We start from the raw sequence: 22,832 nt of genomic DNA on the forward strand, positions 1-22,832 counted from the left end.
CCCCTATAATGGCGGAAAAGACCCAAGAGATACCAATACAGGCTAACGCACTAACTCTCTCTATTTTTATATAGAATTCCTAGTATTTTCGCGGGTTTGGGGCGTTAGCGCCGCCCTGCTAACTTCGGCTACAGTTAGCCATAGGTCCAACCGCTGGCAGGGCTACCCGCGCTAACGCAGCGGCTGGCGGTAGCCCTGCCCATGTGGTCATTCACGTTAGGCTGAGCACCCGATACGCCTGTCCAAAATACGCATGTTGCTCGACCAGCGCCTCCTTCTTCACTTCCATGAGGTTGCCGTTCGTAATGGCGGTTTTGATCGCCATACTCAGCGCGTTCGTATGCCCCAGCTTGAACCGCGCGAAAGCAGACTGGCGTTGCGTGCGATGCTGGAGGTATTTGCGAGGGACGATGCCCGCGTCCTGCATCGCTTTGCCGTGCTTCAAGTAGTCGGGCAGCTTATCGGCAGGCAGGAGAAGGGACTCTCGACACAGGTCAATTACCTTCGCCTCCCGCCCGCCATCGGTGCCCTCGCCCACCTCGCCAGCATTTAGACGTTTCAGAAAGGCAGCGATACCGCGGCGCACAAGTCGGATCGCCCACGCGGCCTGCTCCTCTGTCACAATGGGGTTGAGGTATTGATCGCCAACTGCGAGCAGCGCGGAAATCCGAAGAGCATTGAGGTGCGCCCGGTTCCAGACCGCCCTTTGCCGCTCATCGTCCGGCACCGCTAAAATCGCGCTATGGCACTCGGCATAGAACGCGTCGAGAATGCCCTGCGCCCTTGAGCCGAAAGCCACCTCCTGAAATGTATCAGTTGCTGCCGCCAGTCCCGCATGGCGCACGATCAGCAGCATGTGGTCAATCAGAGCCTGCGGCGGGCGCTGTATAGGTGTCGGGTTTCGGTCTGGGCGGTCGCCTGCATACTCGATGACGCAGAACCTCGACATGAACCCATCACGCATCATCTCGTCCGTGATGGAATCGTAAAATGTGGCGGGGATCGTCTCGCCAATCAGGCTGAATGCGACCGCTTGGGTCGAGGCGACATTGTTCTCTTGGCTACTGTAAGCGATGCCCCCGGCAATGCTGTCAGGCCCAGATTTGGAATACAGCGTGGTCAGTACTTTCCGAAGCGACCGCATACTGGCATCCCGGTTCTCCGACATTGCGAGGAACTTATGTCCAATCTCACCCGCCACATTTACGAAACATGGGTTCTGCGCGCACGCCTTCTGTAGGGCTGGGCCGCCGTTGGTCAGTGGATCAAATGCTGGCGATACTGCGCGAGGCGTTGGCCCCGACGGATCGGTCTCGGAGACGTGTCGGCGTCGCGCGACCAACAGCGGAGCTTATACTTAGGCACTCCCGGGTATCTGCGCGATCGACTGCCGGGAGCAGACGACATCCAACAGCTCCTGCGCAACCTGCGTAATAAACTGACACACATTCGCATGTTGGATCCAGCCTACGGATGAGGAAACTTTCTCGTCATTGCCGACAAGGAAACGCGCGCGATTGAAGTGAAGATTTTGGAAAAACTGGGCGGTAAACGCGAACTTGAGCCTCGCGGCTGTTAAAACTGCTTACGCAGCGTGAGCTTTGCCACCCGGCCGACAGGATCGATCTCATATCTGCTGTAGCCAGCGGGCACGCTTCCGTCCTGCAATGTTACGCGACGATATCCATCCGACAAATTTTGAACATCGGCCGAGATTTTCACGCCCTTCAAAATAGAATGGCTTGGAAGCGTCATGATCTTATCCGGCTCAAAAAATGCAGACAAGGCTAGGGTCCACGCCGGTTGAAACCGATAAACCGGTGCCGAGTCTGTCCTACTGCGGAGCTGCGACTTGCTACTCCAACTACCACTAAGATTGATGCCAATTCCACGCTTTCCCAGCGAGGCATCAAGAGTCAGGCTATGACGCGACTGACCACTGTCCCGAATTTGATCGATCGGCGGAATGCCAGAGCCAACCTCCAACCTACTCCTCAGTTTCCATCGATGGCCGATTGAAAAGGCGGCTTGCAATGGATCCTCACCCGCTACAGCGCCTTGGTCCCAGCGCAGCGCCAGGCTCGATGACAGTTCCCCATCCATCTCGCTCTCAAGATTTACTGCACGAGCGTCGACCCGGATGAGCCTGCCCTCGGCATCGCGCGTAATTCGATCAGAAAACGCGAGTTCAACAGCCGGTGTTAAATCGGGAAACGGTGCAATTCCGCCTTTCGCCACTATCTGCCGATACGTAAAATTGAGCGCCAGGAATTCATCGTCGAACGGCTTAATCTTCGATGCCAACGTAAGGCTTCGCCGGCGCCCGAGCCGCAAATCCGGATTTCCGCCGGTGATCCAAATTGGCTCGGCTATTTCCCCTCGCTCATAATCAAACACTCGAACCAACGAGGTAACAACAGGACCGCTGATTTGATCGGACGACGGCGCTGATCCAGCAAAGTCTATTGAGCCGCGCAACTCCAATACTGACCATGGCGTCCAGAATATGCTGCCCCCAAAGCGCTTCCGCGCCCGGCTGTTGGTCAGAGTCTCGAAGCTTGCCGATAGGCTTGCAGAAAGGTCTCCAAACCATTCTAAGGAAGTTTTCCCGCGCCGAGTAATTGGGATGCTTATCCCAGTTTGAACGGTCGACTGCCGAAATCTCGCGCCAGCAATCGAGGATCGATCTTCCTCACCTCTCAGATCGCCCTGCCTTCCTTTCGATCCACTTTGAATCAGGCTGGAATTGATCGACCAAATCATTGGACCAGCTGGAAGCTTCAAGATCGACTTTTGAGCGCTCAGACGGACGCTCAAGATTTCTCCCTCAGTCTTGCTCCGTCTCCCCAGGACCAAGCTCTCGTCCCACGGTCCGTACGAACCGATATTTGGGTTTCGGCTGCCAACAGCTTGCGCAAGCCGTTCTACATCGATCCCGCTCTCCAATAGGCTTTCCGCCCAATTGCGGGAATAATTCAGAGAAAGGTTTGTCCGCCAGTTCGCGATCTTGCCGTTCAGCGTGATTGTTGCGCCAAGCGACGTCGCTTCATTGTCATTGCGCAAGGCGCGTTCACCTGAAAGCCCCAAACTAGGCTCCGGAAGACCCCGGAGACCCTTATCCGACGTCCGATTGACGTTCAGTCCGACCGAAGCGCTAAAATCGCCTAACGGCCGCGTTAAGCCCATGGACAATGATGCCGTGCGGCGAGCCGCCTCTAGCGTTTCAAAGCGATTTGGATCAACAGGTTTGGCCTCGTCGGCTGGTGCTTGAATTTCGCGCACCCATTCCTTTTGCGGTACATTCCTTTCAGATCTGAACAGGGCGCTGTCAGCGCCGACCTGTGCTTGGACATTCCAGCGGGTCTCGCCATTGATCGCCGAACGACCTGCCGCGAGTGTCCCGCCATAACGGCCGCCAGCGGTTGCAAAACTGAAGCCCGCATCGGCATTCAGCATCGAAAAATTCTTCTTCAGCACCAAATTTATGACCGGTTTTCCCGCCGGCTCGCCATAATAAGCAGCGGCTTCCGGCCTCAGCACGGCTAAGCGTTCGAGCGCTTCAGATGGATAATACAGGATTGATTGGTCAAATCCGGCGGGCTTCCCGTTGATCAATATCAGGGGATCATCGCCGCTCTCTCCAATAAAAGGCGACAACCGTTTGATCAGGTCTCGGACATTATCCGCGCCTCGGCTCGCAATCGCCTCTTCCCCAAACTCGTCTTGCGCAGCCACATCGGCTTCACCGCGCCGAGTTGCCGTGACGACAATTTCATCTGGGTTATGGGGAGCTGCGGAATTGAGGTTTGAAGTTTCGCTTGCACGCTGCGGCGCCTGAACACTGTCTTCGTGTACCGTCTCAGATCGTGCGATTGACGCGTGGAAGGCTATTCCGGCCGACATCGGAATCGAAATCGCCCTCACAAAGCGCACGATTTCACGCGAACTCACAATGCTTTGATCCGCTCCAGTTGCGATAAACCGCCGACTTCCGTACGTTCATGTTCCCGGCGGCGGTTCAGCGGCTGGGCCGGAAAGAGGCCGCACCGCTGCAACGGTGCGGCCAGTTCATGCCCGGAGAGATGCGGTTGTCCCGGTCGCTCAAACGACCGATCGGGACATCCGTTACACCGCTCGAAAGCGGTGGGAGATAATCAGCTCGCAGCCGAAATGGTCGGGGTCGTGTAGAGCGTTCCTGACACGGTGCAGGTCCCGGCGACCGTACCGGCCGGGATCGTGCCACTGAACGAGATTTCGCCAGGCGCGACGATCGTGAACGGCAGCGCACCATCGCACAGCGTCTGTCCGGGAACCGCCGCGCTGCGGACAACAACGCGTGCAATGGTACCCGTTCCGGCGCCCGTCATGCTGAACGTCGACATATCGGTAGTCAGGCTGATGCATGTTGCAGTGGGGCCAGTGTTATAGCCGGCGCTGATCGTTCCCCCTGCAGCGTGACCCGCATGCGCACCACCAAGGTCCGCTCCGGTCGCGCCCGGAAGCACATAATCGCAAAGCGATGTGCCGAAGCCCGGCTTCGAGAAGACGATCGGGTCCGACGGATCCGACGCGGCAGTGAACGACGTGGCTGCCGGAGCGACATGCTGCGCCATTGCAGGACTCATCGCCGTAGCGCTGATCAGCGCGGCCATGCAAAGCATGGAAAGCTTCTTCATGATTATTCCTTTCCCATATTCACGGCTAATTCTGCCGCTTTCAAATGACTGCTGAGCCGAATTGCCCTGCAATCGCACCACCCCTCGCGAGGCGATTCCTTGATTTATGAGATCCACGCCCTCCCCAACTTCTCGGCGCGGACGATCACCTTCCACGCAATCGACCGCAAAATTGGGAATGGTCGCTATGGAATGGATCAGAACTGCTTGGTGACGTTAAACCCGATAATTCTGGGATCGAGAGTGAAGACGTTGGTCGTCAAACCGCTGTCATCACTGTTCAAAAAAGCGTCGGTGATCGGAGTCTTGTTGAAAAGATTCTTCACATAGAATTGCATCGCGAAGCCGCTATCGGGGCGTTCGAGCGTAATCGAGACATTTGCATTATCCCAAGCCTTCAGTCGGTCGGCGACGGTGTTATATACCCGGGCCCAACTCTTTGCCTGGCGATAGTAATCGCCTCGTAGCGTTAGATCCCAGTCGTCCAGCGGAAGTGTGTACTGAGCCCCAAGATTGAATGTCCAATGCGGCGAGTTAGGCAGCTCGTTTCCGCCAAGATCGGCATCAAATCCCCTACCCTGGTTCGGTGCATCAACGGCTGGATCGTAGGTCACTCCCGTAAGGATACTGAACAGAGAGCTCGGGTTGTAATTGCCAATCCACGATCCCCCGCAAAGCGGGACCAAATATGACGTCGTAGAGCTTCCAAAGGGGCTGGAGAGGATTTGTTCCACCACTGATTTCGGCGCAATGCAGTTCGATGCAAGCTGCATCCAGGGCTTCACGACCATCCACTCGTCGTTGCCCTGGGTCCGGTTCATAACATCGATCGACGTCATGCCGTTGGCAATGCGCGTTCCGAGATAACCCAGATTGGTGTTGACCCGGAACCTTGGAGAAGGGCGCCAGATCATCTCAAGCTCGGCGCCCCAAATTTCGGCATCGAAATTTTCGTTCAGCGCCAGACGATCGACAATCTGCGAGACCTGATAGTCTTTATAATCATAATAGAAAGCATTGGCGTTTAGCGTCAGCTTGCCGCCGTCGAAAACATTCTTGGTGCCGATCTCGAACGCATTTACGCTCTCAGGACGGAAAGTTTCTGGCTGCGGGAAAAATTGCAGCATCTCCGGATTTCCATCGATGCTCGGCGGGTTTGCACCGCCGCCCTTGTACCCTCGTGAATATGACGCATAAAAGAGGCTATCGTCGGTAATCCCAAGATCGGGGCTCCAATCAACCACGAAACGTCCAGTCACCCGACCCCACTTTTGGACGATATCCGGCGAAATTCGATAGCCGCGCCCGATATATCCACTGCCGGCAAATCCGGACGTCAGAAGCAATTGCGATTTGATCGGTGTCGCCGTTTTTTTGTCGTCAGTATACCTCAGGCCAGCTGTCACTTTTAGATTGTCGGTCGGCTCCCAGTAAACCTCGCCGAAAATCGCCTTCGACCGAGTTTGAGCCAAATTCCGGCTTCGGAAATAATTATGACCATCGCCATCGATCTCCGAAATTGGATTGGGGTCGATATAGATGCAGGGCTCCAGTGGGTCACCGGTGTTACACGGGTTTACAGGGTTTCCTGCTGCACCATCGTTGAAGATCCCTGTCGCAATTGCGGTGAACGCATTGCTGAAAACATAGTAATCCTCATCGATCTTAAATTTCAGATAATTCACCCCCAGATTGAAATTCAGCGGACCGTCGAACGACGATTGCAGCCTCAATTCCTGATACCACTGGTCGCTATGAGATTTCACCATATCGACCGCGATCAAACGGTTCGAAGAGCCCAATTGAGGATCCACGAAAATTCCCCCGGGCGTAATTCCGTCCGTGGGATTTTGGATATTTCTCGTCAGATAAAGACCAGCGGAATCGTTAAAAACGGGCCCGGAATTGAAGCGATTGTAATCCTGCGTCGAATGATAAAAATCCTTCGTGTACGCGGTCTGACTGGTGAACGTGATCGTTGGAGATACATCGAATTCAACATTCAGCTGATAAACATCATTTTTCGCCCGGAACGTCGGATCATAAGCCGTCGCGATCTCACGCAAATTCTTCGACTGCGTCAGGCCAGCATAAGGGTCGTTGCCCATCAGATAAATCGGTCCGCCGACGAATTGGCCATTTACGACGCGTCTGCCGAGCAAGACCTGTGTCGATGCGGCTTGAACATAGGGCAGCGAAAGACCGTTCGGAACGCCATAAGCCTCATCGGTATAAAGCGATCCTGGCACGCAACCTTGACTGAGGGCTCCCCGGGGCAACGGGAGATTGCTTATATCGACGGTCCCAACACTCGTCGGCCCCGGGTCATTATGACAGAGCTGCTTCCCCGTCCGAGACCGATTATCATCTTCCTCGAAGTGCTCCCAAATCGCGTTCACCCGAAAACGATCGCTTGGCTCCCAAGCAGCGCTAACGCGCGTCGACCAAAGATCTCGTCCGTTCACATTCTGATTTGTAAGGGTATTGAAATCATACCCCTCACGCTTCGTCCAGGCGCCGGCAGCACGCACGGCCAGCGTGTCGCCCAGCGGAACGTTCAACATTCCGCTGAGGCGCGTGGTTTCATAATTGCCGACTTCACCCTTCACCCAACCATCAAAATCGCCGAGCTTGGGCTTGGCCGAGATCATATTGACGACGCCGCCCGTCGCATTGCGGCCGTAAAGTGTGCCCTGAGGGCCGCGCAGCACTTCGACGCGCTCGACGTCGAAATATTCCTGCTCGAATAGGCGATTGCGGAGCAGCGGCGTGTTGTTGAAACTGATCGCCACGGCTGGATCGGACGTAACCGAGAGCGCCTTCGTACCGATGCCACGGATCGAGAAATTGTAGCTGGCGAAATTGGTTTTCGAGAAGCTGACATTTGGAACCGCCCGAACCAACTCGCTGCCGCCCTCGATCTTCTGTTCGTCCAGGGACTTTGCCGAGAATGCCGACACCGAAATCGGCACGTCCTGAAGCGCCTCGGTCCTCTTTTGCGCCGTAACGACAATTTCCGACCCGTCAGAGATATCCGTCTTGGACGCCGACGTCGCCGGCGCAGGAGGCGGCGCGAGTGCGGCAGCCTGCTTCTGCACTGCCACGACTGTTATTATGCCTGACCCAGCAGGGCCTTTTCGCGTCGTGAGACCGGTCCCCGACAACAGTGCTCGAAGCGCACGGTCAACGGGCATGCTTCCACGAACGGTGTTCGTGCGCTTCCCACGCACCGAGACACCGTTCGCCACCAACTGGATGCCGGCCTGCTTCGCAAACAGAGGAATGCTTTTTTCTGCGGGCTGCGAAGGGATATCAAATTTGCGGGTCTGCGCTTGCACCGGGCTGGCAACCATCATGGCAGCTACGGCCACCACACTCGTCATACTGTTTACAGAAAAGTTCGACCTAGCAAAACCCGGCATTCCAGCTTCTCCCCCATATATGAGGAGCCACTTTTGCACCCCTCTAAGTATATAGGATGCACGGCGGGATTTTTTCCGATGCTTGGGGAAGAAAAATAATTACGTACCAGATGGTACCAGTCGCGTTTGATTAGCCGTAAGTTCCACACGCGCACCAATAAGAGCGGCTATGGACTTCGCAAAACCTTCCGGATTATCTGTGCGAAAATATCCGACAATGGGCGTCCGGCTCAGAACGGGATCTTCCACCACCAATTGATGGCGGTTGTATCGGTTAAGTTCCGCAACTGCATAAGACAGCGGCTCGCCATTAAGCGCGAGCCCTCCCGAGCGCCATGCAAGCGCGCGCTCAATCTCATCGTCGGCCGCGACGGCAACAATCTTCGATGCGGATACTGGGACGAAGCTTCGCTGACCTCCCTTCAACCGAGTTCGCTCAGATTCGCGGCCTACTCGCCATGTTTCCACCACGCCCTTCGTCACGAGCACGTCGACGCCATCTTCGTGGCGTCGGACGGAAAAGGCCGTTCCGATTGCTTTGACGCGCACATCGCCCGCGTCCACAATGAACGGTCGAGATTTGTCATGGGCGACTTCAAACCAAGCTTCGCCATCTTCCACGACGACATGGCGCTGTGCGGGCTCGAGAGTCACAGTAATCCGGCTAGCCGTGTTTACCGTCGCGATTGATCCATCCGCCAGCGGAAGCTTGCGAACTTCTCCGACCGTCGTCGAGAACGCTTCGTTCGACGGCATCATGAACATCGCGAGGCCAGCCGCAATCGGCGCAACAATGAAGCTGGCTAACAAAAATTTTCGCCGCCTGAATCGAGGGTGTGCAGCCGGCGCATCGTCATTCGCAGGGGCTTCAGCTCCCGGCTCGCCTAAAGCCCGCGCCCGATCCAGATAGACTAGTGCGGCTTCTGCGCGCAGCAGTGCCCCAGATCGCCTTCCATCCTCGGCCAGCCAAGCATCGAACTCGATCTGGTCGGAGGTATCTAGCTGCCCACGATCTCGCCGGATTGCCCAACGCACGGCAGCGTCTTCATCCTCTGCCATGATGGTCTCGTATCTCGTCATCGACTTTTCTAATTGAAGTTCGCTGCTCGGAGCAGTCATCTGCGATCGCTTTCAGGATCAGCTTCAGGCCCCGCATCGCTTGTTGCTCAACGGTATGTTCGGCAATTCCCAAACGCTCAGCGATTTGACGTTGGGGCACCCCTTGAACTCGACGGAGTTCGAAAATCTCTCTGCACGTCGCGGGGAGATCCTCAATCAGCTTCCTGACGCGCTCAAGCTCTCGCCTGGCTCCGGCCCGTCGTTCCGGTCCCGGATCGTTATCCTCGATCGCCAGCGTCTCCGCCTCCGTCAGACTATCGATTGCGACAATTCGATTTCGGCGTATGCGCTGAAGAACAACCATTCGTGCCGTCGTGAACAGATAAGCTCTTCCATCTCGAATATGTGCAATGCTTTCTAACTGAGCGATCGCGAGGTAGGCGTCCTGGACGATATCGTCGATTTCTTCCGCAGACACCGCCATCCACTGCAATCTCGAGCGAAGTGATCCCTCGTGCGGAATCACGTTGCTCGCCACCCAGGCGATGATATCAGATCGGCTTTGGGCCAACCTTCGTCCTTCCTTCCTCAACAAATCATCGTCATATACAAAGATGCACGGCGCGACGAATTCCGATGCTTTGACCTCAGTAAGTCGAAAAAATATCCATAACACGACCTCGCCCATATTCGGCTCAGCGCTCATTGATGAGGCCAGATTGCGACGGTTGCGGCGATGCTTGGCGGACAGTGCACCGGGTCAAAGCGAGTACGGCCTGTGGTTTGCGAGCCGCACGTCGCGCGAAGCTCAATTTGCATCTGCCAACGTCGAGCAAGCGCCAACAGCTATCGCATCGCTCGATTTGCTCAAAAATAGCTGAGAGATCGCTGTTGCGATGCTTAACAACCGGATCGACACGGCAACTTCGAGGACGCGATCAAAGGGCATGAATAGCAGACACGCTAACGCCCGTTGCTATGAAGTGCGCGACCGTAGTAACTTGGGCCCAGCTTCCGGCGATCACAAACTCACGCTCGGCCCCCAAGGGCACCAAAACGCATAGGGGAACCTTGTATTCATTCCGACAACGCCGCTAACTCGTTGATTTATAACACCGTGAACAAAAGGTGATTTGTCGGAACGCCCATTGAAATCATTGGATTTTCTATGGACTCTTCTCGATTCCCGCCAGCAGATCGGCTGACGCAGCGCCCCGAAATGGAAGAGAATGGGAGACTGGCATGAACTTTGAATGGGCAAAGCAGTGGATCAACTCGTTCGTCGACGTCGATGCCGCAATGGAATATTATGCGGACGACTGCGATTTCAGGGACTTCCCGCTCGAGCACATCTTCCTCAACGACAAGGCAGGACTTGCGCGGGCTTTCATACCCTTTGGAAATTCGGATCCGGAGAATGGCAGGGGCATCCACAGTTTCGAGGTCACCGAATTTCGCGGCGACGAGAAGTCGGCGATAATCTTGTGGCGCTGGACCGCGCGCGAGTGCGACAGCTTTTTCGGTCTTCCAAACCCCGGACGAGCCGAAATCAGCACCGTGGGGATGAGCTATCACGAATATCGCGACGGCAAGATCGTACGGGAATATGTCCATTCCGATCAAATCCACGTCGTTCAGGCACTCGGCTATCCGGTGTCTATTCCGCACTATTGGAATGATCAGGATTTCGCCTGAAATCCGCCAAACGAGTTGGCGCGCTCGCCGCGCCGCTATCTCCCAAGCACTGGCCGGGCACGAGATGCCCGGCCGATTTTTTCGGCAACTGGGCATCTGTACGCTGCGGATGCCGCAACCGGTGCGCCGCGTCGAACTGCAAGCGGCTCGGTCGTGAACTAGGTCGCCCGATCAGTCGGCACCCGAAAGGCCGCCATATTCCTGCTGCATTCCTGCTGCAGCGCTGGCTGCCCTCCCCGCGCGGCGCATCCAGACGCAGCGGGAATTCGTCACGCAGCAGCGTGGCTGTTGAGGTCCGGGGCCATGCCTTCCGGTCCGGATCGGCCTCGGCCGTACTCGCAAGCAGGAAATCGGACAGTTCCTGCTGCGCGCTGCGGAGGTGATTTAAGAGCTTCTTGCGAGTGATGTAGCCGCCGACCAGCGCAGCGGGCATAGGGTCAGGACCCATTAATTGCACGTTCGAGACGTCGAAATGGAGGTCGAGCGGCAAGCGAGCCCCCCGTTTGTAGCGCTGATCTGGATCGGGCCTACTGAAGTCTGCCTTGAAGGTTTGCAAGCCGGCGCTGAATCTTCTGGTCCTGCGATTTTGCGAGCGAGGCCTGGGCAGCGCGCAACGATGCTTCGGCTGCTTTCGTGTCGCCCCCTCCAAGAGCAATTTCACCCATCGCCAGATCGACGATACCTCCGAAATCCGGCTGGCCGGTCAGTTCGGCGACTTTTTTCCTGTCCAGCCCGGCCAGCAATTCGCCGGCCTGTGCGTAATCGCGATTGGCCAACAGGCATTCGGCCGCGTAGTAGCGGATTGCGTGAGTGAGGGGATAATCCGCGCCAAACGTCTTACGGACGCTGCGCAAGGCCTGGGATGCGAGCTCCGCACCTTTGCGGCGCTGCCCTGTCTGGCAAAGAGCCGAGGCATAATCGATCTGCCCCACCAGAGCCTGATGCGATTCCGGTCCGGCCTGCGCCGACGCCCCTTGCCACACGTAGCGGGCCTCGTTCGCCGCGTCTTCGTAACGCCCCAGGGCGGCAAAGCTTTCAAATCGGGTTGAGCGCAGGGCGAGGGTGAAGCGATGGTTGGCGCCCAAACGCTGCTCCATTGCTGCAAGCAAGGGCTGGCTGTCCCTAATCACGTCATCATGCTTGCCGAGCATCGACAATGCGTTCAGCCGGTGCTGGCGCGTGACGAGGGTGTCGGGATGGTCAATTCCTCGCACGCGTTCGGATTCGGCAATCGCTGCGCGCGCCAGGGGTTCGGCAGCCTCGGGCCGACCAAGGCGCATCAGCACGAGCACGAGCGATGATTTGGCTTTCAGAAGCTGGGTTGGCGATGCGGCCTGTCGATCGCCGGTGCCGATGGCAACAGCCCGCCGAAATGCGCGCTCGGCCAGCGCCAGGTCGGCCATATAGCCATAGGCACCTTCTGCCTGCGCGAACGCGAAGCCGACCTTGCCTCGCTCGGCGCGCGGTCCAAGGCGCTGGCGTTCCGCAGCCAGCGCGCGGCCGGCTTCCTCGAGGCGTTCGGCTTGGCCCGAAACGCTGTTCATATGGGCCAGCGCCAGGCGGCCAAGCACGGCATCGTCGCTGTCTGCTTCGCCTGCCTGACGGAACAGATCTGCGCTTCGCGCGAACTCGGATCGGGCGGTGTCGAACTCTGCGCGGCCGTAAAAGGCCCGGGCCAGCGCTCCGTGAAGCCGCGCAGCAATGCCGGGTTGACCCTGATAGCGCCGTGCGATGTTCGCGCTCGCGCGTTTCATCGCTTCCGCCACGGTTTCGTCCGCCGCATTGGCGCGGGCGGGATCGACGCTGCCCAAGACATCTTCGGCGATGAAGCTGTAGCTGGTGTCGGCCAGCCTTTGCGCGGCAATGGCCTGATTGCGCTGTGTCCAGGCATAGGCCCCGAAGCCACCGCTCGCGACCAGCCCGACGACGAGACTGCCGACGGCCGCCCGGATCCACGGCCGACGTTGCGCACGCCGAGCCTCCGTTTCTTCCCGCGCGGCCAGTTCGGCCGCTTGCCGCGCCGCCGCTGCCAGATTGTCGCGCCGCCTTTCCAGCTGTTCGATCCTGTCGGCGAGCTGGTCTGCGCTGGCAATACGCTTTGCCGGATCGCCATCGGCGGCCTGCCGGATATCCTCGCGCAGCAAGGGATCGGCCACGTCATCTTCCCAACCCGGCGCCAGAGCCCTGGCAAAGTCGCCGACAATGAGCTGATACAGGATCAATCCCAGCGCATAGATGTCGCTCTTCGCCGTCGGCGCGGCGTCGGCGGCCAGCTCGGGCGCGCGATAGGCCAGCGTACCCGAACGGGGTTCGTCCTTGCCGTCACCGGTGTCGAGCGAACCGGGGTTGGTGATGTTGAAATCATCGAGCACGGCATCGTCGATCAGGCGCCCGCTCCCGAAGTCGGCGAGCCGGATGACAACGTCTTGCCCGCTATACGCGATCAAGATGTTGGCGGGCTTCAGATCCTTATGCAGCACACCGAGTTGGTGAATGCTTGCAACCGCGCGTGCGATGCGAGCAGCAACATCCAGGCGTTGGTCGAGGGGGATGGTCTTGAGATCACCGGCTGCATCGGCCCAGGCGATCAGGTCATCGCCGCCATAGGCATATTCCAGAAAATAGGGCGAAGCCTCGAAATTCCATTCGAGCAACGCAGGAAGCGGGGCCTCGCTGCCCATCCCGGCAAAGACGACGCGCGACAATGCGGCTTCGCGTTTGAGCGCCCGCAGCCGATCGGGAGCGTCGGCAAATTTGAAGACGCGATGCTCGTTCGTCTTGTCGTGATGCCCAAGCCAGACATCGTTCGCGCCGGTTTCGCCGAGCGCGCGCGTGAGCTTCCATTGCTTGCGCCCGGGAACGCCATCGCCCGCCTTGAAGACAAAGCGCGGCGCGAGGGGCGATTCGACGCTTTCGACCTTGACCGTGCAGGTGAGACGGTAGCCGACGCGCGGTACGGTTTCGACGATATTGTCCTGCCGCGTGCCGAGCGCCTTGCGCAGTTTGGATATCGCGGTGGGCAGCGAACCCTCGACCACGGTGATCCCTGGCCAGACCGCATCGAGTATCTCGTCCTTGGTGACGACCTCACCCGCGCGCAGCAACAGTTCATGGAGCACCTCGAGCGGCTTGCCTTCCAGCGCGACCGCCGCTCCGTTGACCCGCAACGTCCAGCTTGCCTCGTCGAACTCTGCCCCGGCGAAAAACCAGCGGCGGCGACGACGACGAGAACCACTGTCAGACGGCATAAGCTTTCCCCCTGCTATGACTTTAGAAATTCTTGAGAATCCCATCAAGACTTTTGGGTGGCTGCCGACCATTTGTCGGGGGTGGCTTTAATCGAGAGGGGCGATGCGATGGCTAAAGAGGCTCATTTTTCCACGACAGAGACTGAACAGGGTGTGCAGTTCGACGTCGTTCCGGCGTCGATGCCAGCGTCTTTTGGATGCATGATGGCCTTCCTTTACATGATAGCCGGGATTGGCGGGCTGGTCGCGCTGAGCGGACTGGTTGCCGGCGGAGAGGGTGGGGGCGCCTTGGTCGGGGGCCTGTTCGTAGCGGCCGTTCCCGTTGCGGGAATCCTGTGGTTCAAGCGGATGAACGCACGATATGAGCGTGTTCCGGTGCAGATGGTCGTGAACGGCAACGGCATCACGATCGGCGCGCGCTTTTTTCGATCCGAAGACATCCGCGAACTGGTCGTGAAACTGCCTTTCGATCATGGCGGTGCCGAAATGACCCAGTACCACAGCGGCGTAGCCAGCACCGCAGGTGCCGCCACGGGCATGGAAATACGCAATCGGTCCTATGCGCTGATGGCGCGTCTGAAGTCGGGCAGCGCGAACGAGGTTTTGGCCTTCGGCCTTACCTACAACGTCGCCTGCTCCCTCCTGACCGACGTCAACGCAGCGCTGTCCGGAAAATACTGACCCGCTGAAAAGGGAGTGAGCAAATGGAACATCCTGTGAGGAAAGCCAGCGCAGAGCGCATTGTCGCAAGGCTGCTTTTGTCTGGAGCCTTGCTGCATCTGACCGCCTGCGGTCAGCCAACAGCTGAAACCCCCGACCAGGCCACCAAAACTGCGGCATCCGACCCGGCGGCAGCAAAACAGACCTCAAGGCCTTTGCCCCGACATATCCTCGCCTGGGCAGCGAATATGCGCCGCGAATGCCTATCGGTTGGCGGGACACCTCAGCTCACCTCGGAGCCAGTCCCCCAACTCGTGGCCGATTTCAACAGTGACAGGAAGGAAGACTTTCTGATCCCTGACGGGTTCATGCAATGCGACGGCGCGCTGACCTATTTCACGTCAGGGCAGGTGCCGAACTACACCATCTTCGTGTCCACCGAAAAAGGCCATGACGAAACGGGCATTTCCTCGCTCGATGTCTCTGCGGCAAAGTTCAGCGGTCGCGACGTTCTGATCCTGTCGACTGGTGGGCCAGGCGCATACGAACGACCTTATGACCGCTATGCCTTCGGATGGGACGGCAAAAAAATGGCGCCATTGGCATTCTACGATGCAAAGGGAGGCCGGGTTAACGAGGATGGTTCGCCATGGCGTAGCGGCGCGGCGATATCCACGGCCTTCCCACCCATCCCCAAAGGCTATTATGCTGCTAACATGAGTTGCGCACGGGCGCACAGCGCCCAGGCGGCAAGCGACGGACCCGCCAGCCTTGTCCAATTCGATGACAGTGCGCTGACATGGTTCGATGGCGGTCCGGAGATCCGAGGTTTTGAATCGCTCGGAAACAATCGTTTCCGCATTCGCGCCCGCTCGTACGGCAATGGCGATGACACCAAAGGGACGAGCGCAGATTTCGTCATTCGGGTCACCGGCGCGTCAACTTTTGTCACCGAACCTGGATCATTCCTCTTCGACGGACAGGAAAGCTTCATTCACTGCCCTACCAACACCGTGCCGAAGGCCGTGCGGGACTGGTTCGAGGGCTGATGTGGGGCATGGTGGAAAGTACCGCCATTGGGAGCGATATATTCCTTAAAACACGGTGGCAGCCCCGGCAATGCGACCCAACCGAAGGTTGAAGGAGCCTCGACCGGCAACCGTTTGCTGCACCGGAACGCAAATCACTGAACGAGGAGATGCCTGTGAAGCACCCTATTGCACTGACGACGACGATCCTCGCGCTTGCCGTATTCGGTGCCTTGGCGCCGACCGCCTACGCAAAGCCCGCGCCCGCGCCGATTCCGATGACGCCCGGCCTGCCTCTTGCGGAAGGCGCGTGGGTTGACGTCAAAAGCAAATGCAACAGTGCGCAAGAGACCTGGGTCTATAACGGCACGACCTTTGGCAGTGCCAACCTGAACCCCTACGTGGGCAGCGGGTTCGACCCGGTCGACAATCTTGTCCGGATGAAGGACGGGTTTATCCGTATCAACGGCGGTCCGTGGGAGATCAAAGCTCTGCCCGACGGCCGGGCAATCGTCCGGACCTATTCTCTTGCCGAGGGGGAGATAGATCGGAGCATACTGCGCCGATGCGAGCCTGCCACCCTCCCCCCAACCGTGCGGACCAGTGTCGAGCGGGGTCTTGTTCGCACGGCCCGGCACCCGGTCTACGTGCCGGGCCGTGCGAACGGGAACTGGACCATCGCCCTGGACGGAACGACAAAGGCCGCGCAATTTTCGGGCGACGGGTTGATCGAGACATTCGCCCTTTCCTGCAGGGACGGCAAAGACGCCGGCCCCGACAAGGTCCAGCTCAGCCTGCGCCTTACCAAGGCCGCGCCGGTCACCGCTACCAGACTGGCACTTGTCTACCACGACGGGGGAAGCCTCGCGCTATCGACCGCGCTTTATCACCTTGCCGAAGGCGACCGCTGGATTGGTCCGGCCGATGACGGCCTCGCCGATACGCTCGACATATCGAGCCGCATCATCGTCGACATGGGGCCGGCGGGAGCCGAAGAGATACCTCTCACGGGCTCAAGCGCCGCCATTCGTCAGGCACTGGCCTCGTGCTGGCGTTCACGACGTTGAGACAGGGGGAGCAAAAATGAAGCACAACGACCAACTGGCGCGAAAAATGGCACTTGTCCTGACGCCTGCTTTGATCGCGGGCGCATCGCCCGCCCATGCCGCCTGGCAATCCGCCCGCACCGACGGCGGCATGGCGGCCTTCAACAATGACGGCAAGCCCGCGGTTCCCGCGCTGATCGCCACCTGCCAGAAAGGAACGGTGTTTCTATATGTGAACCTAGCCATGGACCCGGAACAGGAAAGCCGGACGATTGGTTTCAAAGGGCAGTCGAGCGCCCGCACGAGCGACGAAAGCTTCGTTCGCGATGCAACCACCGGAAGCTGGGTTACAAGGCCCAGTGCCGCGACGCTCGCATTGTTCAACGATGACGAGTTCACGCTATCCGTGATGCTGAACGGCCTCAGCATCGCGGGGGTCACAACCCAGGGATATAATGACCAAGGACCCGACCCCCAGAAAGGGGTCAATGCAGCCCTGCGTCCCGTGTTTGCGGCTTGCCCCGGCTGGCGCCAGCAGAGCTCTGCGGCGCTTGCTCCGGCATCGGTGGAGCAGCCAAGCGACGGCAAGAAATCCAAGCGGAAGAAAGCCGTCAAGCCGATGCCGCCCAAGCCATTGCCGCCGACACCGATATCCGGACCTCGAGCACAGGCTGCCAGCCCACCCTCGCGCATTCCCCTCGCGATCGGCTACTACGCTTATGTCGAGGGCACATTTTCAACTTGCGCTAAACCGGTGATCACGCCGCGGTACTTCGACGGGACGCGCTTTTGGGAAGAGTCGGACCTGACCGATCCGGATCATAGATATTCATCGCAGTCCGTAAAATGGGAAATGGTCGCCCCGAACCGCTTTCGCATTACGTTGCGCGATCGTGACGAGAACGGCCAGTGGGGTCGGCACCTTTCGTTCAGTGAATATGTTATTACCGGTCCGCAGTCCTTCACGTTCATTGGCACGATCGGCGCGCCGTTGACCTTCAACGAGAGGCACCAGCTTTGTACGCCGTCCCAACTTCCGGCCAAGGCGCGATGGTACAAAGAACGGCCGTAAAGACGTGCATCTGTCGGACACGGTCGGCGCTCTGGGTGCGCTCGCTCTTGCCATGAGAATGTCATGCGAACCAGTAGCCGCATCGAGGGCGGCGGATCGGCCGCTTGCTGTTGGCCAAGAAAAAGCCGGCGTCCCAGCGCACCAAAGTCGCATTCGTCCGCAGTGACCTGACGAACCGCGTCGCGTCATCGACGGCCAAGCCGGGTCGTTCGGTCCGTTCGCGCAGCGCGTCGACGGTGACGGTGACGGTCTTTAGACCCGCTTCTGACAGTCCCTCCGCGATCGGCACGCCTGACACACGCCTGCCCCGACAACGTCGCACGCCATGTCGCGTATCAACGGCTGCACGGCGATCGCAGAACGACGCCGTGCCGACCAGATCGACTGGCCGGTTCGGAGATCGCGATGATGCGTCGCCGACGCGCGGCTCACTCAGGCAAGGTCGCGAACTTTGGGTTCGCGTGCCCAGTGGCGCCTCGTTCCGACATCGGCAAATTTGTCGATCGCAATGACGCCGCCGTCCTTTTCGACCCCGGCCTTGTCGAGCAGCTGCTGCGTTGCGTCGTCATGTGCGATCGTCTTGCAATGGCCAAAGGCATCCATGAACCACTGAACCGCCGCGCCCTGCTCCGACAGCGCCTTGGCCTGTTCGTCGGTGAGGATCGACGCGACCGCGTCGAACAATACCGACGGCGAGCCCGCGAGCTGGCCGTCGGCCTTGAGCGTGCCGCCCTTCACCTTGATCCCGCCAACCTTGGGCGCAACGAGAAAGGCGGTACCACCGGCACCTTCGATAACGGCTTTCAACTTGTCGATCGCCGCCTTATCCGACCCCTCGGCGAACAGGATCGCGACCTTGCGGCCCTCCATCGTGTCGTCGGCATTTTTCTGGATCGAAAGCGCATCGGAGGGTTTGAGATCGACTGGCGCGCGCGCGGCCTTTTCCTTTGCCGGCAGGTCGATCGCGAGGCCCGCCGCGACACGCTTGGCTAGATCCTCGTCGATGTTGCGTACCTGCCCGACGACGCGCGCCCGGACATGATCGAGCGTCACCTTCGACAGCTCGAACACCAGCGCGGAGGCGATATGCGCCTGCTCATTCTCGGTCTGCGACAGATAGAAAAGCCGCGCCTGACTGAAATGATCGGCGAACAGCTCGGCGCGGATGCGCAGTTTCTGTGTTGGATCGTTGCGCTCGTCGTTCGTCGCGAACGTCGTGAAGCCGGCCTCGGCGCTCGCGCGCGGTCCGCCATTCTCGCCCGCCTCGGCGAGGCTGTTGGGTTCATAATTGGCGCGCCCGGTCGGGACGAGCGTCTGCATCATCCCGTCGCGCTGGAAATTGTGAAACGGGCATTTGGGAGCGTTGATCGGAATCTGATGGAAATTGGTCGTCCCCAGCCGCGACTTCTGCGTATCGAGGTAGGAGAAGAGCCTGCCCTGGAGCAGCGGATCGTTGCTGAAATCAATACCGGGGATGATATTTGTCGGCAAGAAGGCAACCTGCTCAGTCTCGGCGAAGAAATTGTCGACGTTGCGGTTGAGCGTCATCCGACCGACGATCTCGACAGGTATATCCTCCTCGGGGATCAGTTTAGTCGCATCGAGCACATCATAGGGCTGCTTCTCCGCAAACGCCTCGTCGAAGACCTGCACACCGAGATCCCACGCCGGGAAATCGCCCGCGTCAATTGCTTCGAACAGGTCGCGGCGGTGGAAATCGGGATCGGCACCGGCGATCTTGACCGCCTCGTCCCACGTCGTCGACTGGATGCCGAGGACCGGCTTCCAGTGGAATTTGACGAATTTCCCCTCGCCCTTTTCATTGACGAAACGGAAGGTGTGGACGCCGAACCCCTCGATCATGCGGAAGCTGCGGGGGATCGCACGGTCGGACATCGCCCACATGATCATATGCATCGCCTCTGGCATCAGGCCGATGAAATCCCAGAAGGTGTCGTGCGCACTCGCCGCCTGCGGATAGCCGCGGTCGGCTTCCATCTTAACGCTGTGGACGAGGTCGGGGAATTTCATCGCGTCCTGGATGAAGAAGACCGGGATGTTGTTGCCGACGAGGTCCCAGTTGCCGCTGTCGGTATAGAGCTTGACCGCAAAGCCGCGCACATCGCGTGGGGTGTCGACCGAACCCGCGCCGCCCGCGACGGTCGAGAAGCGGACGAAGACGGGACAGGTCACGCCCTCCTTTTGCAGGATCGATGCCTTGGTAAGACCGGGGATCGCCTTGGTGCATTCGAACACACCGTGCGCGCCAGAACCACGCGCGTGGACGATCCGTTCGGGAATGCGCTCATGATCGAAGTGAAAGATTTTCTCGCGAAGGACAAAATCCTCGAGCAGCGTCGGCCCGCGCTCCCCGGCGCGCAACGAATTCTGGTTGTCCGATATACGATGCCCGAAATTGTCGGTAAGATAGGCGGCCGGATCGGCGACCCCATCTCCGACGTCCTGATGCAACTCATCGCCATTGCCCCGGCTGTCGGTCGGCGTAATCTGACGCTCTCCCGGCTGATGGTCGCGAAGGGTGTGGTCGGTCGCAGGGGACGGCGTAGGCTTCTTGGCCATGATCGGTTCCTTGGGTCTGAGGAGATTGAGTCTTCAACCCCCCGCTCGCCGCTAAGTTTCGCCGAGCTCTGCATTCCGTCCTAATTCTGGTCGGCCATCACATGCCCGTCCTGTTCGCGGAGCCAGTTGTGGAGACGCGTCGCCGCCATCGCGCCCTGCCCCGTGGCGACGCTGATCTGGTCCAGGCCTTCCACGACGTCGCCCGCCGCATAAACGCCGGGAAGCAGTCCGTCCGAAAAGGCGCTGAACGGAATACAGCCGTTAGGATCGGTCAGCGGCCCCAGCATGGCGGCAAGTTCACTGCGCGGCGTCGACCCTAACGCGGGATAGACCGTGTCGAACCGGCGCGGCGCGGCTTCCCCCTCGATGGCCACAAGCATCGCGTCCTCAGTAGCTTCAAGTCGCAGCACCCGGCCTTCGAGAACATCGACACCGCTCGCCGCGAGTTCGCGCCGCTGCGCTTCGGTGAGCGCAACCTGCCATTTCGGGATCAGCGTGACGTCGCTCGAATATTGCCGCAGGAACATCGCCTCCGCGGCGCCATGCACGTCGGAGCCGAGGACCGCGATCCGCTCGTCGCTATGTTCGAAGCCGTCGCAGATCGGGCAATAACGTAACACGCCGCTTTGAACCGCCGCATTATGATCGCCGCTGTCGAGCTGCGCCAGATTGGTATCGACGCCGGTCGCGAGGATCAGCCCGCGCGCATCGATGGTCGCACCGCTATCGAGCCGCGCACGAAAAAGTGCTCCGTCCTCGTCCCGAGCGATCTCGACGACACAGCCCTCGACTATCTCGGCGCCGTAGCGCACCGCATGCTCGGTCATGCGCATAAGGAGATCGGCCCCGACAATCCCGTCCGGAAATCCGGGGATGTTGCGCGAACGCGGGACCCAAAGGGCGCGCGAACGCCCGTCATGTACGACGCGCACCCGTCTCCGGTAGCGCGCGAGATACATCGCTGCGGTCAATCCGGCAGGCCCCGCGCCGACGATCAATATATCGAGCGCCGCCCCTTCGCCGGCCGAAAGCGAATTCATCCTACGGCCCGTGCCGAATAGTCCATGGCGGCGAGGATTTCCGAAATCGCGACGAACGCAAAGCACACCGAGCTGTCGGCCACACCATAAGGCAGGAAAATATCGTCGCCGACGCGGATCGCTCCGCAGGTATAGACGACATTGGGGACATAGCCCTCGCGATCCTCGTCGGCGGCAGAGAGGATGGGGTTGGCCGTCCGGCCGATGACCTTCGACGGATCGGCCTTGTCGAGCAGCACCGCGCCAATCGCATATTTGCGCATCGCGCCGACGCCATGCGTCAGCACCAGCCAGCCTTCGTCCAATTCGATCGGCGCACCGCAATTGCCAATCTGAATAAGCTCCCATGGGAAGCGCGGCTCGAGCAGCAATTCGCCGCCCTCCCAATGATCGATCGTGTCCGATCGCAGGAGATACAGATTCTTGCCATCCTGCCGACCAATCATGCAGAACTGCCCGTCGATCTTGCGCGGGAACAGCGCCATGCCCTTGTTGCGCCCTGCCCCGCCCTTGATCGGGGTCAGCGTGAAATCCTTGAAGTCACGTGTCCGAAGCAGCTCCGACTGAATGTCGCGGCCGCTATAAGCCGTGTAGGTCCCGACCCACTCGCTCTTGCCGCTGTCGCGCTCGAACTCGAGCAGCCGCAGATCCTCAAGCCCGTTGCGCTGCGCCTCGGTGATCGGGAAAATCACCGTACCCGAGATCGTGCTGTCCTTCTGGCGATAGAGCGATACGACATCACTAGGCTTGTCTTCGCGGTGCGGACCCAGCATCGCTGCGGTGGCAAAGCCCGGTTGCGGCAGCAAGGTCAGTTCGCGGTCGCGAGTGATGATCCCTTCGCGAAAGGCGATCGTCGAAATATGCCCCTCGCCGACCGCGCGCAGCGAAAGCAGGATACGGATGCATCCTTCCTGCAGCCCGCTCTGATCCGGATGACGCACGACGCTGGGGTTCATCAACGCGGCCGCAGCATAGCTATATTCGTGACAGAAATAGGCGCCGATCAGCAGCCGGGTTTCGCGTTTGAGTGCCAAGCCTTCGAGTCCAAGTTTGGGTTCGATCTCGTCGAAACGATCCTCGAACACCTTTTCGATCTGCCAATGGCGATCGGCGAAATCGCGCAGCACGACGCTGAGTTCGGCACGCACCGTTCGCGGATCGAGCGCAACAATCTCACGCGCCAGCCGCTGCACACGCTCGAGATCGGGGCCCGACGCCTGCCAGGCCAGATGGAAGGGCCGCACGACGACGCGCGTCGGATCGGCGTGCAACCGCAATTCATGCTGGACGAGATGCAAGCTAATAT

The 22,832-nt window shown here is 59.2% G+C and carries 18 protein-coding genes; 6 read left to right on the forward strand and 12 right to left on the reverse strand.

Annotated features, from left to right (window positions below):
• Nucleotides 1-211 precede the first annotated feature (211 nt).
• From SKP52_RS10730 to SKP52_RS10760, 6 genes are all read right to left on the reverse strand, one after another.
• A complete protein-coding gene (locus tag SKP52_RS10730; protein WP_039574682.1) occupies nucleotides 212-1,168 on the reverse strand; it encodes a DUF3987 domain-containing protein in 957 nt (318 codons plus the stop codon).
• Nucleotides 1,169-1,575: 407 nt separating this feature from the next.
• Entirely contained in the window at nucleotides 1,576-3,951 is a 2,376-nt protein-coding gene (locus SKP52_RS26080) for a porin family protein (RefSeq protein ID WP_148309091.1), read from the reverse strand.
• A 203-nt stretch (nucleotides 3,952-4,154) separates the two neighbouring features.
• On the reverse strand, nucleotides 4,155-4,676 hold the full coding sequence (locus SKP52_RS10745; protein WP_039574687.1) for a hypothetical protein: 522 nt from the start codon (nucleotides 4,674-4,676) through the stop codon (nucleotides 4,155-4,157).
• 197 nt (nucleotides 4,677-4,873) lie between these two features.
• Complete coding sequence (locus tag SKP52_RS10750) at nucleotides 4,874-8,098, reverse strand: TonB-dependent receptor domain-containing protein (protein ID WP_228383894.1); 3,225 nt, start codon at nucleotides 8,096-8,098, stop codon at nucleotides 4,874-4,876.
• 99 nt (nucleotides 8,099-8,197) lie between these two features.
• A complete protein-coding gene (locus tag SKP52_RS25245; RefSeq protein WP_160292390.1) occupies nucleotides 8,198-9,157 on the reverse strand; it encodes a FecR family protein in 960 nt (319 codons plus the stop codon).
• The gene (locus SKP52_RS10760; RefSeq protein ID WP_052208104.1) at nucleotides 9,144-9,863 is read right to left on the reverse strand and encodes an RNA polymerase sigma factor; all 720 of its coding nucleotides are present in this window, start codon (nucleotides 9,861-9,863) and stop codon (nucleotides 9,144-9,146) included. Before SKP52_RS10760 ends, SKP52_RS25245 begins: the two co-directional genes overlap by 14 nt.
• A gap of 34 nt (nucleotides 9,864-9,897) precedes the next feature.
• On the opposite strand from SKP52_RS10760, the gene SKP52_RS26930 reads away from it, so the two are divergent.
• Together SKP52_RS26930 and SKP52_RS10765 are read left to right on the forward strand one after the other, a co-directional pair.
• Entirely contained in the window at nucleotides 9,898-10,038 is a 141-nt protein-coding gene (locus SKP52_RS26930; RefSeq protein ID WP_228383895.1) for a hypothetical protein, read from the forward strand.
• Nucleotides 10,039-10,399: 361 nt separating this feature from the next.
• The gene (locus SKP52_RS10765) at nucleotides 10,400-10,852 is read left to right on the forward strand and encodes a nuclear transport factor 2 family protein (protein WP_052208106.1); all 453 of its coding nucleotides are present in this window, start codon (nucleotides 10,400-10,402) and stop codon (nucleotides 10,850-10,852) included.
• Here SKP52_RS10765 and SKP52_RS26085 read toward each other — a convergent pair.
• Together SKP52_RS26085 and SKP52_RS24580 are read right to left on the reverse strand one after the other, a co-directional pair.
• Nucleotides 10,815-11,408 (reverse strand): hypothetical protein, encoded by a 594-nt coding sequence (locus SKP52_RS26085; RefSeq protein WP_148309092.1) that lies wholly within the window; start codon nucleotides 11,406-11,408, stop codon nucleotides 10,815-10,817. The two genes, SKP52_RS10765 and SKP52_RS26085, sit on opposite strands and share 38 nt — an antisense overlap.
• Entirely contained in the window at nucleotides 11,380-14,100 is a 2,721-nt protein-coding gene (locus SKP52_RS24580) for a protein kinase domain-containing protein (RefSeq protein WP_160292392.1), read from the reverse strand. Before SKP52_RS24580 ends, SKP52_RS26085 begins: the two co-directional genes overlap by 29 nt.
• Before the next feature lie 57 nt (nucleotides 14,101-14,157).
• Here SKP52_RS24580 and SKP52_RS10775 point away from each other — a divergent pair, with 57 nt between their 5' ends.
• From SKP52_RS10775 to SKP52_RS10790, 4 genes are all read left to right on the forward strand, one after another.
• Complete coding sequence (locus tag SKP52_RS10775) at nucleotides 14,158-14,781, forward strand: hypothetical protein (RefSeq protein WP_148309093.1); 624 nt, start codon at nucleotides 14,158-14,160, stop codon at nucleotides 14,779-14,781.
• A 23-nt stretch (nucleotides 14,782-14,804) separates the two neighbouring features.
• On the forward strand, nucleotides 14,805-15,809 hold the full coding sequence (locus SKP52_RS10780) for a hypothetical protein (protein WP_148309094.1): 1,005 nt from the start codon (nucleotides 14,805-14,807) through the stop codon (nucleotides 15,807-15,809).
• A gap of 155 nt (nucleotides 15,810-15,964) precedes the next feature.
• Entirely contained in the window at nucleotides 15,965-16,855 is an 891-nt protein-coding gene (locus SKP52_RS10785) for a hypothetical protein (RefSeq protein WP_148309095.1), read from the forward strand.
• A gap of 16 nt (nucleotides 16,856-16,871) precedes the next feature.
• Nucleotides 16,872-17,906, forward strand: coding sequence for a hypothetical protein (locus SKP52_RS10790; RefSeq protein WP_039574697.1), 1,035 nt, complete (start codon nucleotides 16,872-16,874; stop codon nucleotides 17,904-17,906).
• Between the two features lie 61 nt (nucleotides 17,907-17,967).
• Here SKP52_RS10790 and SKP52_RS10795 read toward each other — a convergent pair whose 3' ends face one another.
• The 4 genes from SKP52_RS10795 to SKP52_RS10810 all read right to left on the reverse strand — a co-directional run bounded on the left by SKP52_RS10795 (nucleotide 17,968) and on the right by SKP52_RS10810 (nucleotide 22,824).
• A complete protein-coding gene (locus SKP52_RS10795) occupies nucleotides 17,968-18,195 on the reverse strand; it encodes a hypothetical protein (protein WP_148309096.1) in 228 nt (75 codons plus the stop codon).
• Nucleotides 18,196-18,338: 143 nt separating this feature from the next.
• Entirely contained in the window at nucleotides 18,339-20,486 is a 2,148-nt protein-coding gene (locus tag SKP52_RS10800) for a catalase (RefSeq protein WP_081997295.1), read from the reverse strand.
• 80 nt (nucleotides 20,487-20,566) lie between these two features.
• Complete coding sequence (locus SKP52_RS10805; RefSeq protein WP_039574701.1) at nucleotides 20,567-21,526, reverse strand: NAD(P)/FAD-dependent oxidoreductase; 960 nt, start codon at nucleotides 21,524-21,526, stop codon at nucleotides 20,567-20,569.
• Entirely contained in the window at nucleotides 21,523-22,824 is a 1,302-nt protein-coding gene (locus SKP52_RS10810; protein WP_039574702.1) for a glycoside hydrolase family 130 protein, read from the reverse strand. The genes SKP52_RS10805 and SKP52_RS10810 overlap by 4 nt, the downstream gene beginning before the upstream one ends.
• Nucleotides 22,825-22,832: the final 8 nt, after the last annotated feature.

This window comes from Sphingopyxis fribergensis (assembly GCF_000803645.1).
Lineage (GTDB): Bacteria > Pseudomonadota > Alphaproteobacteria > Sphingomonadales > Sphingomonadaceae > Sphingopyxis > Sphingopyxis fribergensis.

Excerpts from the sequence above, each read along its gene's own strand:
- SKP52_RS10805 (WP_039574701.1), bottom strand. The coding sequence starts at position 21,526 with ATGAATTCGCTTTCGGCCGGCGAAGGGGCGGCGCTCGATATATTGATC.
- SKP52_RS10730 (WP_039574682.1), bottom strand. The coding sequence starts at position 1,168 with ATGTCGGAGAACCGGGATGCCAGTATGCGGTCGCTTCGGAAAGTACTG.
- SKP52_RS10765 (WP_052208106.1), top strand. The coding sequence starts at position 10,400 with ATGAACTTTGAATGGGCAAAGCAGTGGATCAACTCGTTCGTCGACGTC.
- SKP52_RS10780 (WP_148309094.1), top strand. The coding sequence starts at position 14,805 with ATGGAACATCCTGTGAGGAAAGCCAGCGCAGAGCGCATTGTCGCAAGG.
- SKP52_RS25245 (WP_160292390.1), bottom strand. The coding sequence starts at position 9,157 with ATGGCAGAGGATGAAGACGCTGCCGTGCGTTGGGCAATCCGGCGAGAT.
- SKP52_RS10760 (WP_052208104.1), bottom strand. The coding sequence starts at position 9,863 with ATGAGCGCTGAGCCGAATATGGGCGAGGTCGTGTTATGGATATTTTTT.
- SKP52_RS24580 (WP_160292392.1), bottom strand. The coding sequence starts at position 14,100 with ATGCCGTCTGACAGTGGTTCTCGTCGTCGTCGCCGCCGCTGGTTTTTC.
- SKP52_RS10745 (WP_039574687.1), bottom strand. The coding sequence starts at position 4,676 with ATGAAGAAGCTTTCCATGCTTTGCATGGCCGCGCTGATCAGCGCTACG.
- SKP52_RS10750 (WP_228383894.1), bottom strand. The coding sequence starts at position 8,098 with ATGCCGGGTTTTGCTAGGTCGAACTTTTCTGTAAACAGTATGACGAGT.
- SKP52_RS10800 (WP_081997295.1), bottom strand. The coding sequence starts at position 20,486 with ATGGCCAAGAAGCCTACGCCGTCCCCTGCGACCGACCACACCCTTCGC.
- SKP52_RS10790 (WP_039574697.1), top strand. The coding sequence starts at position 16,872 with ATGAAGCACAACGACCAACTGGCGCGAAAAATGGCACTTGTCCTGACG.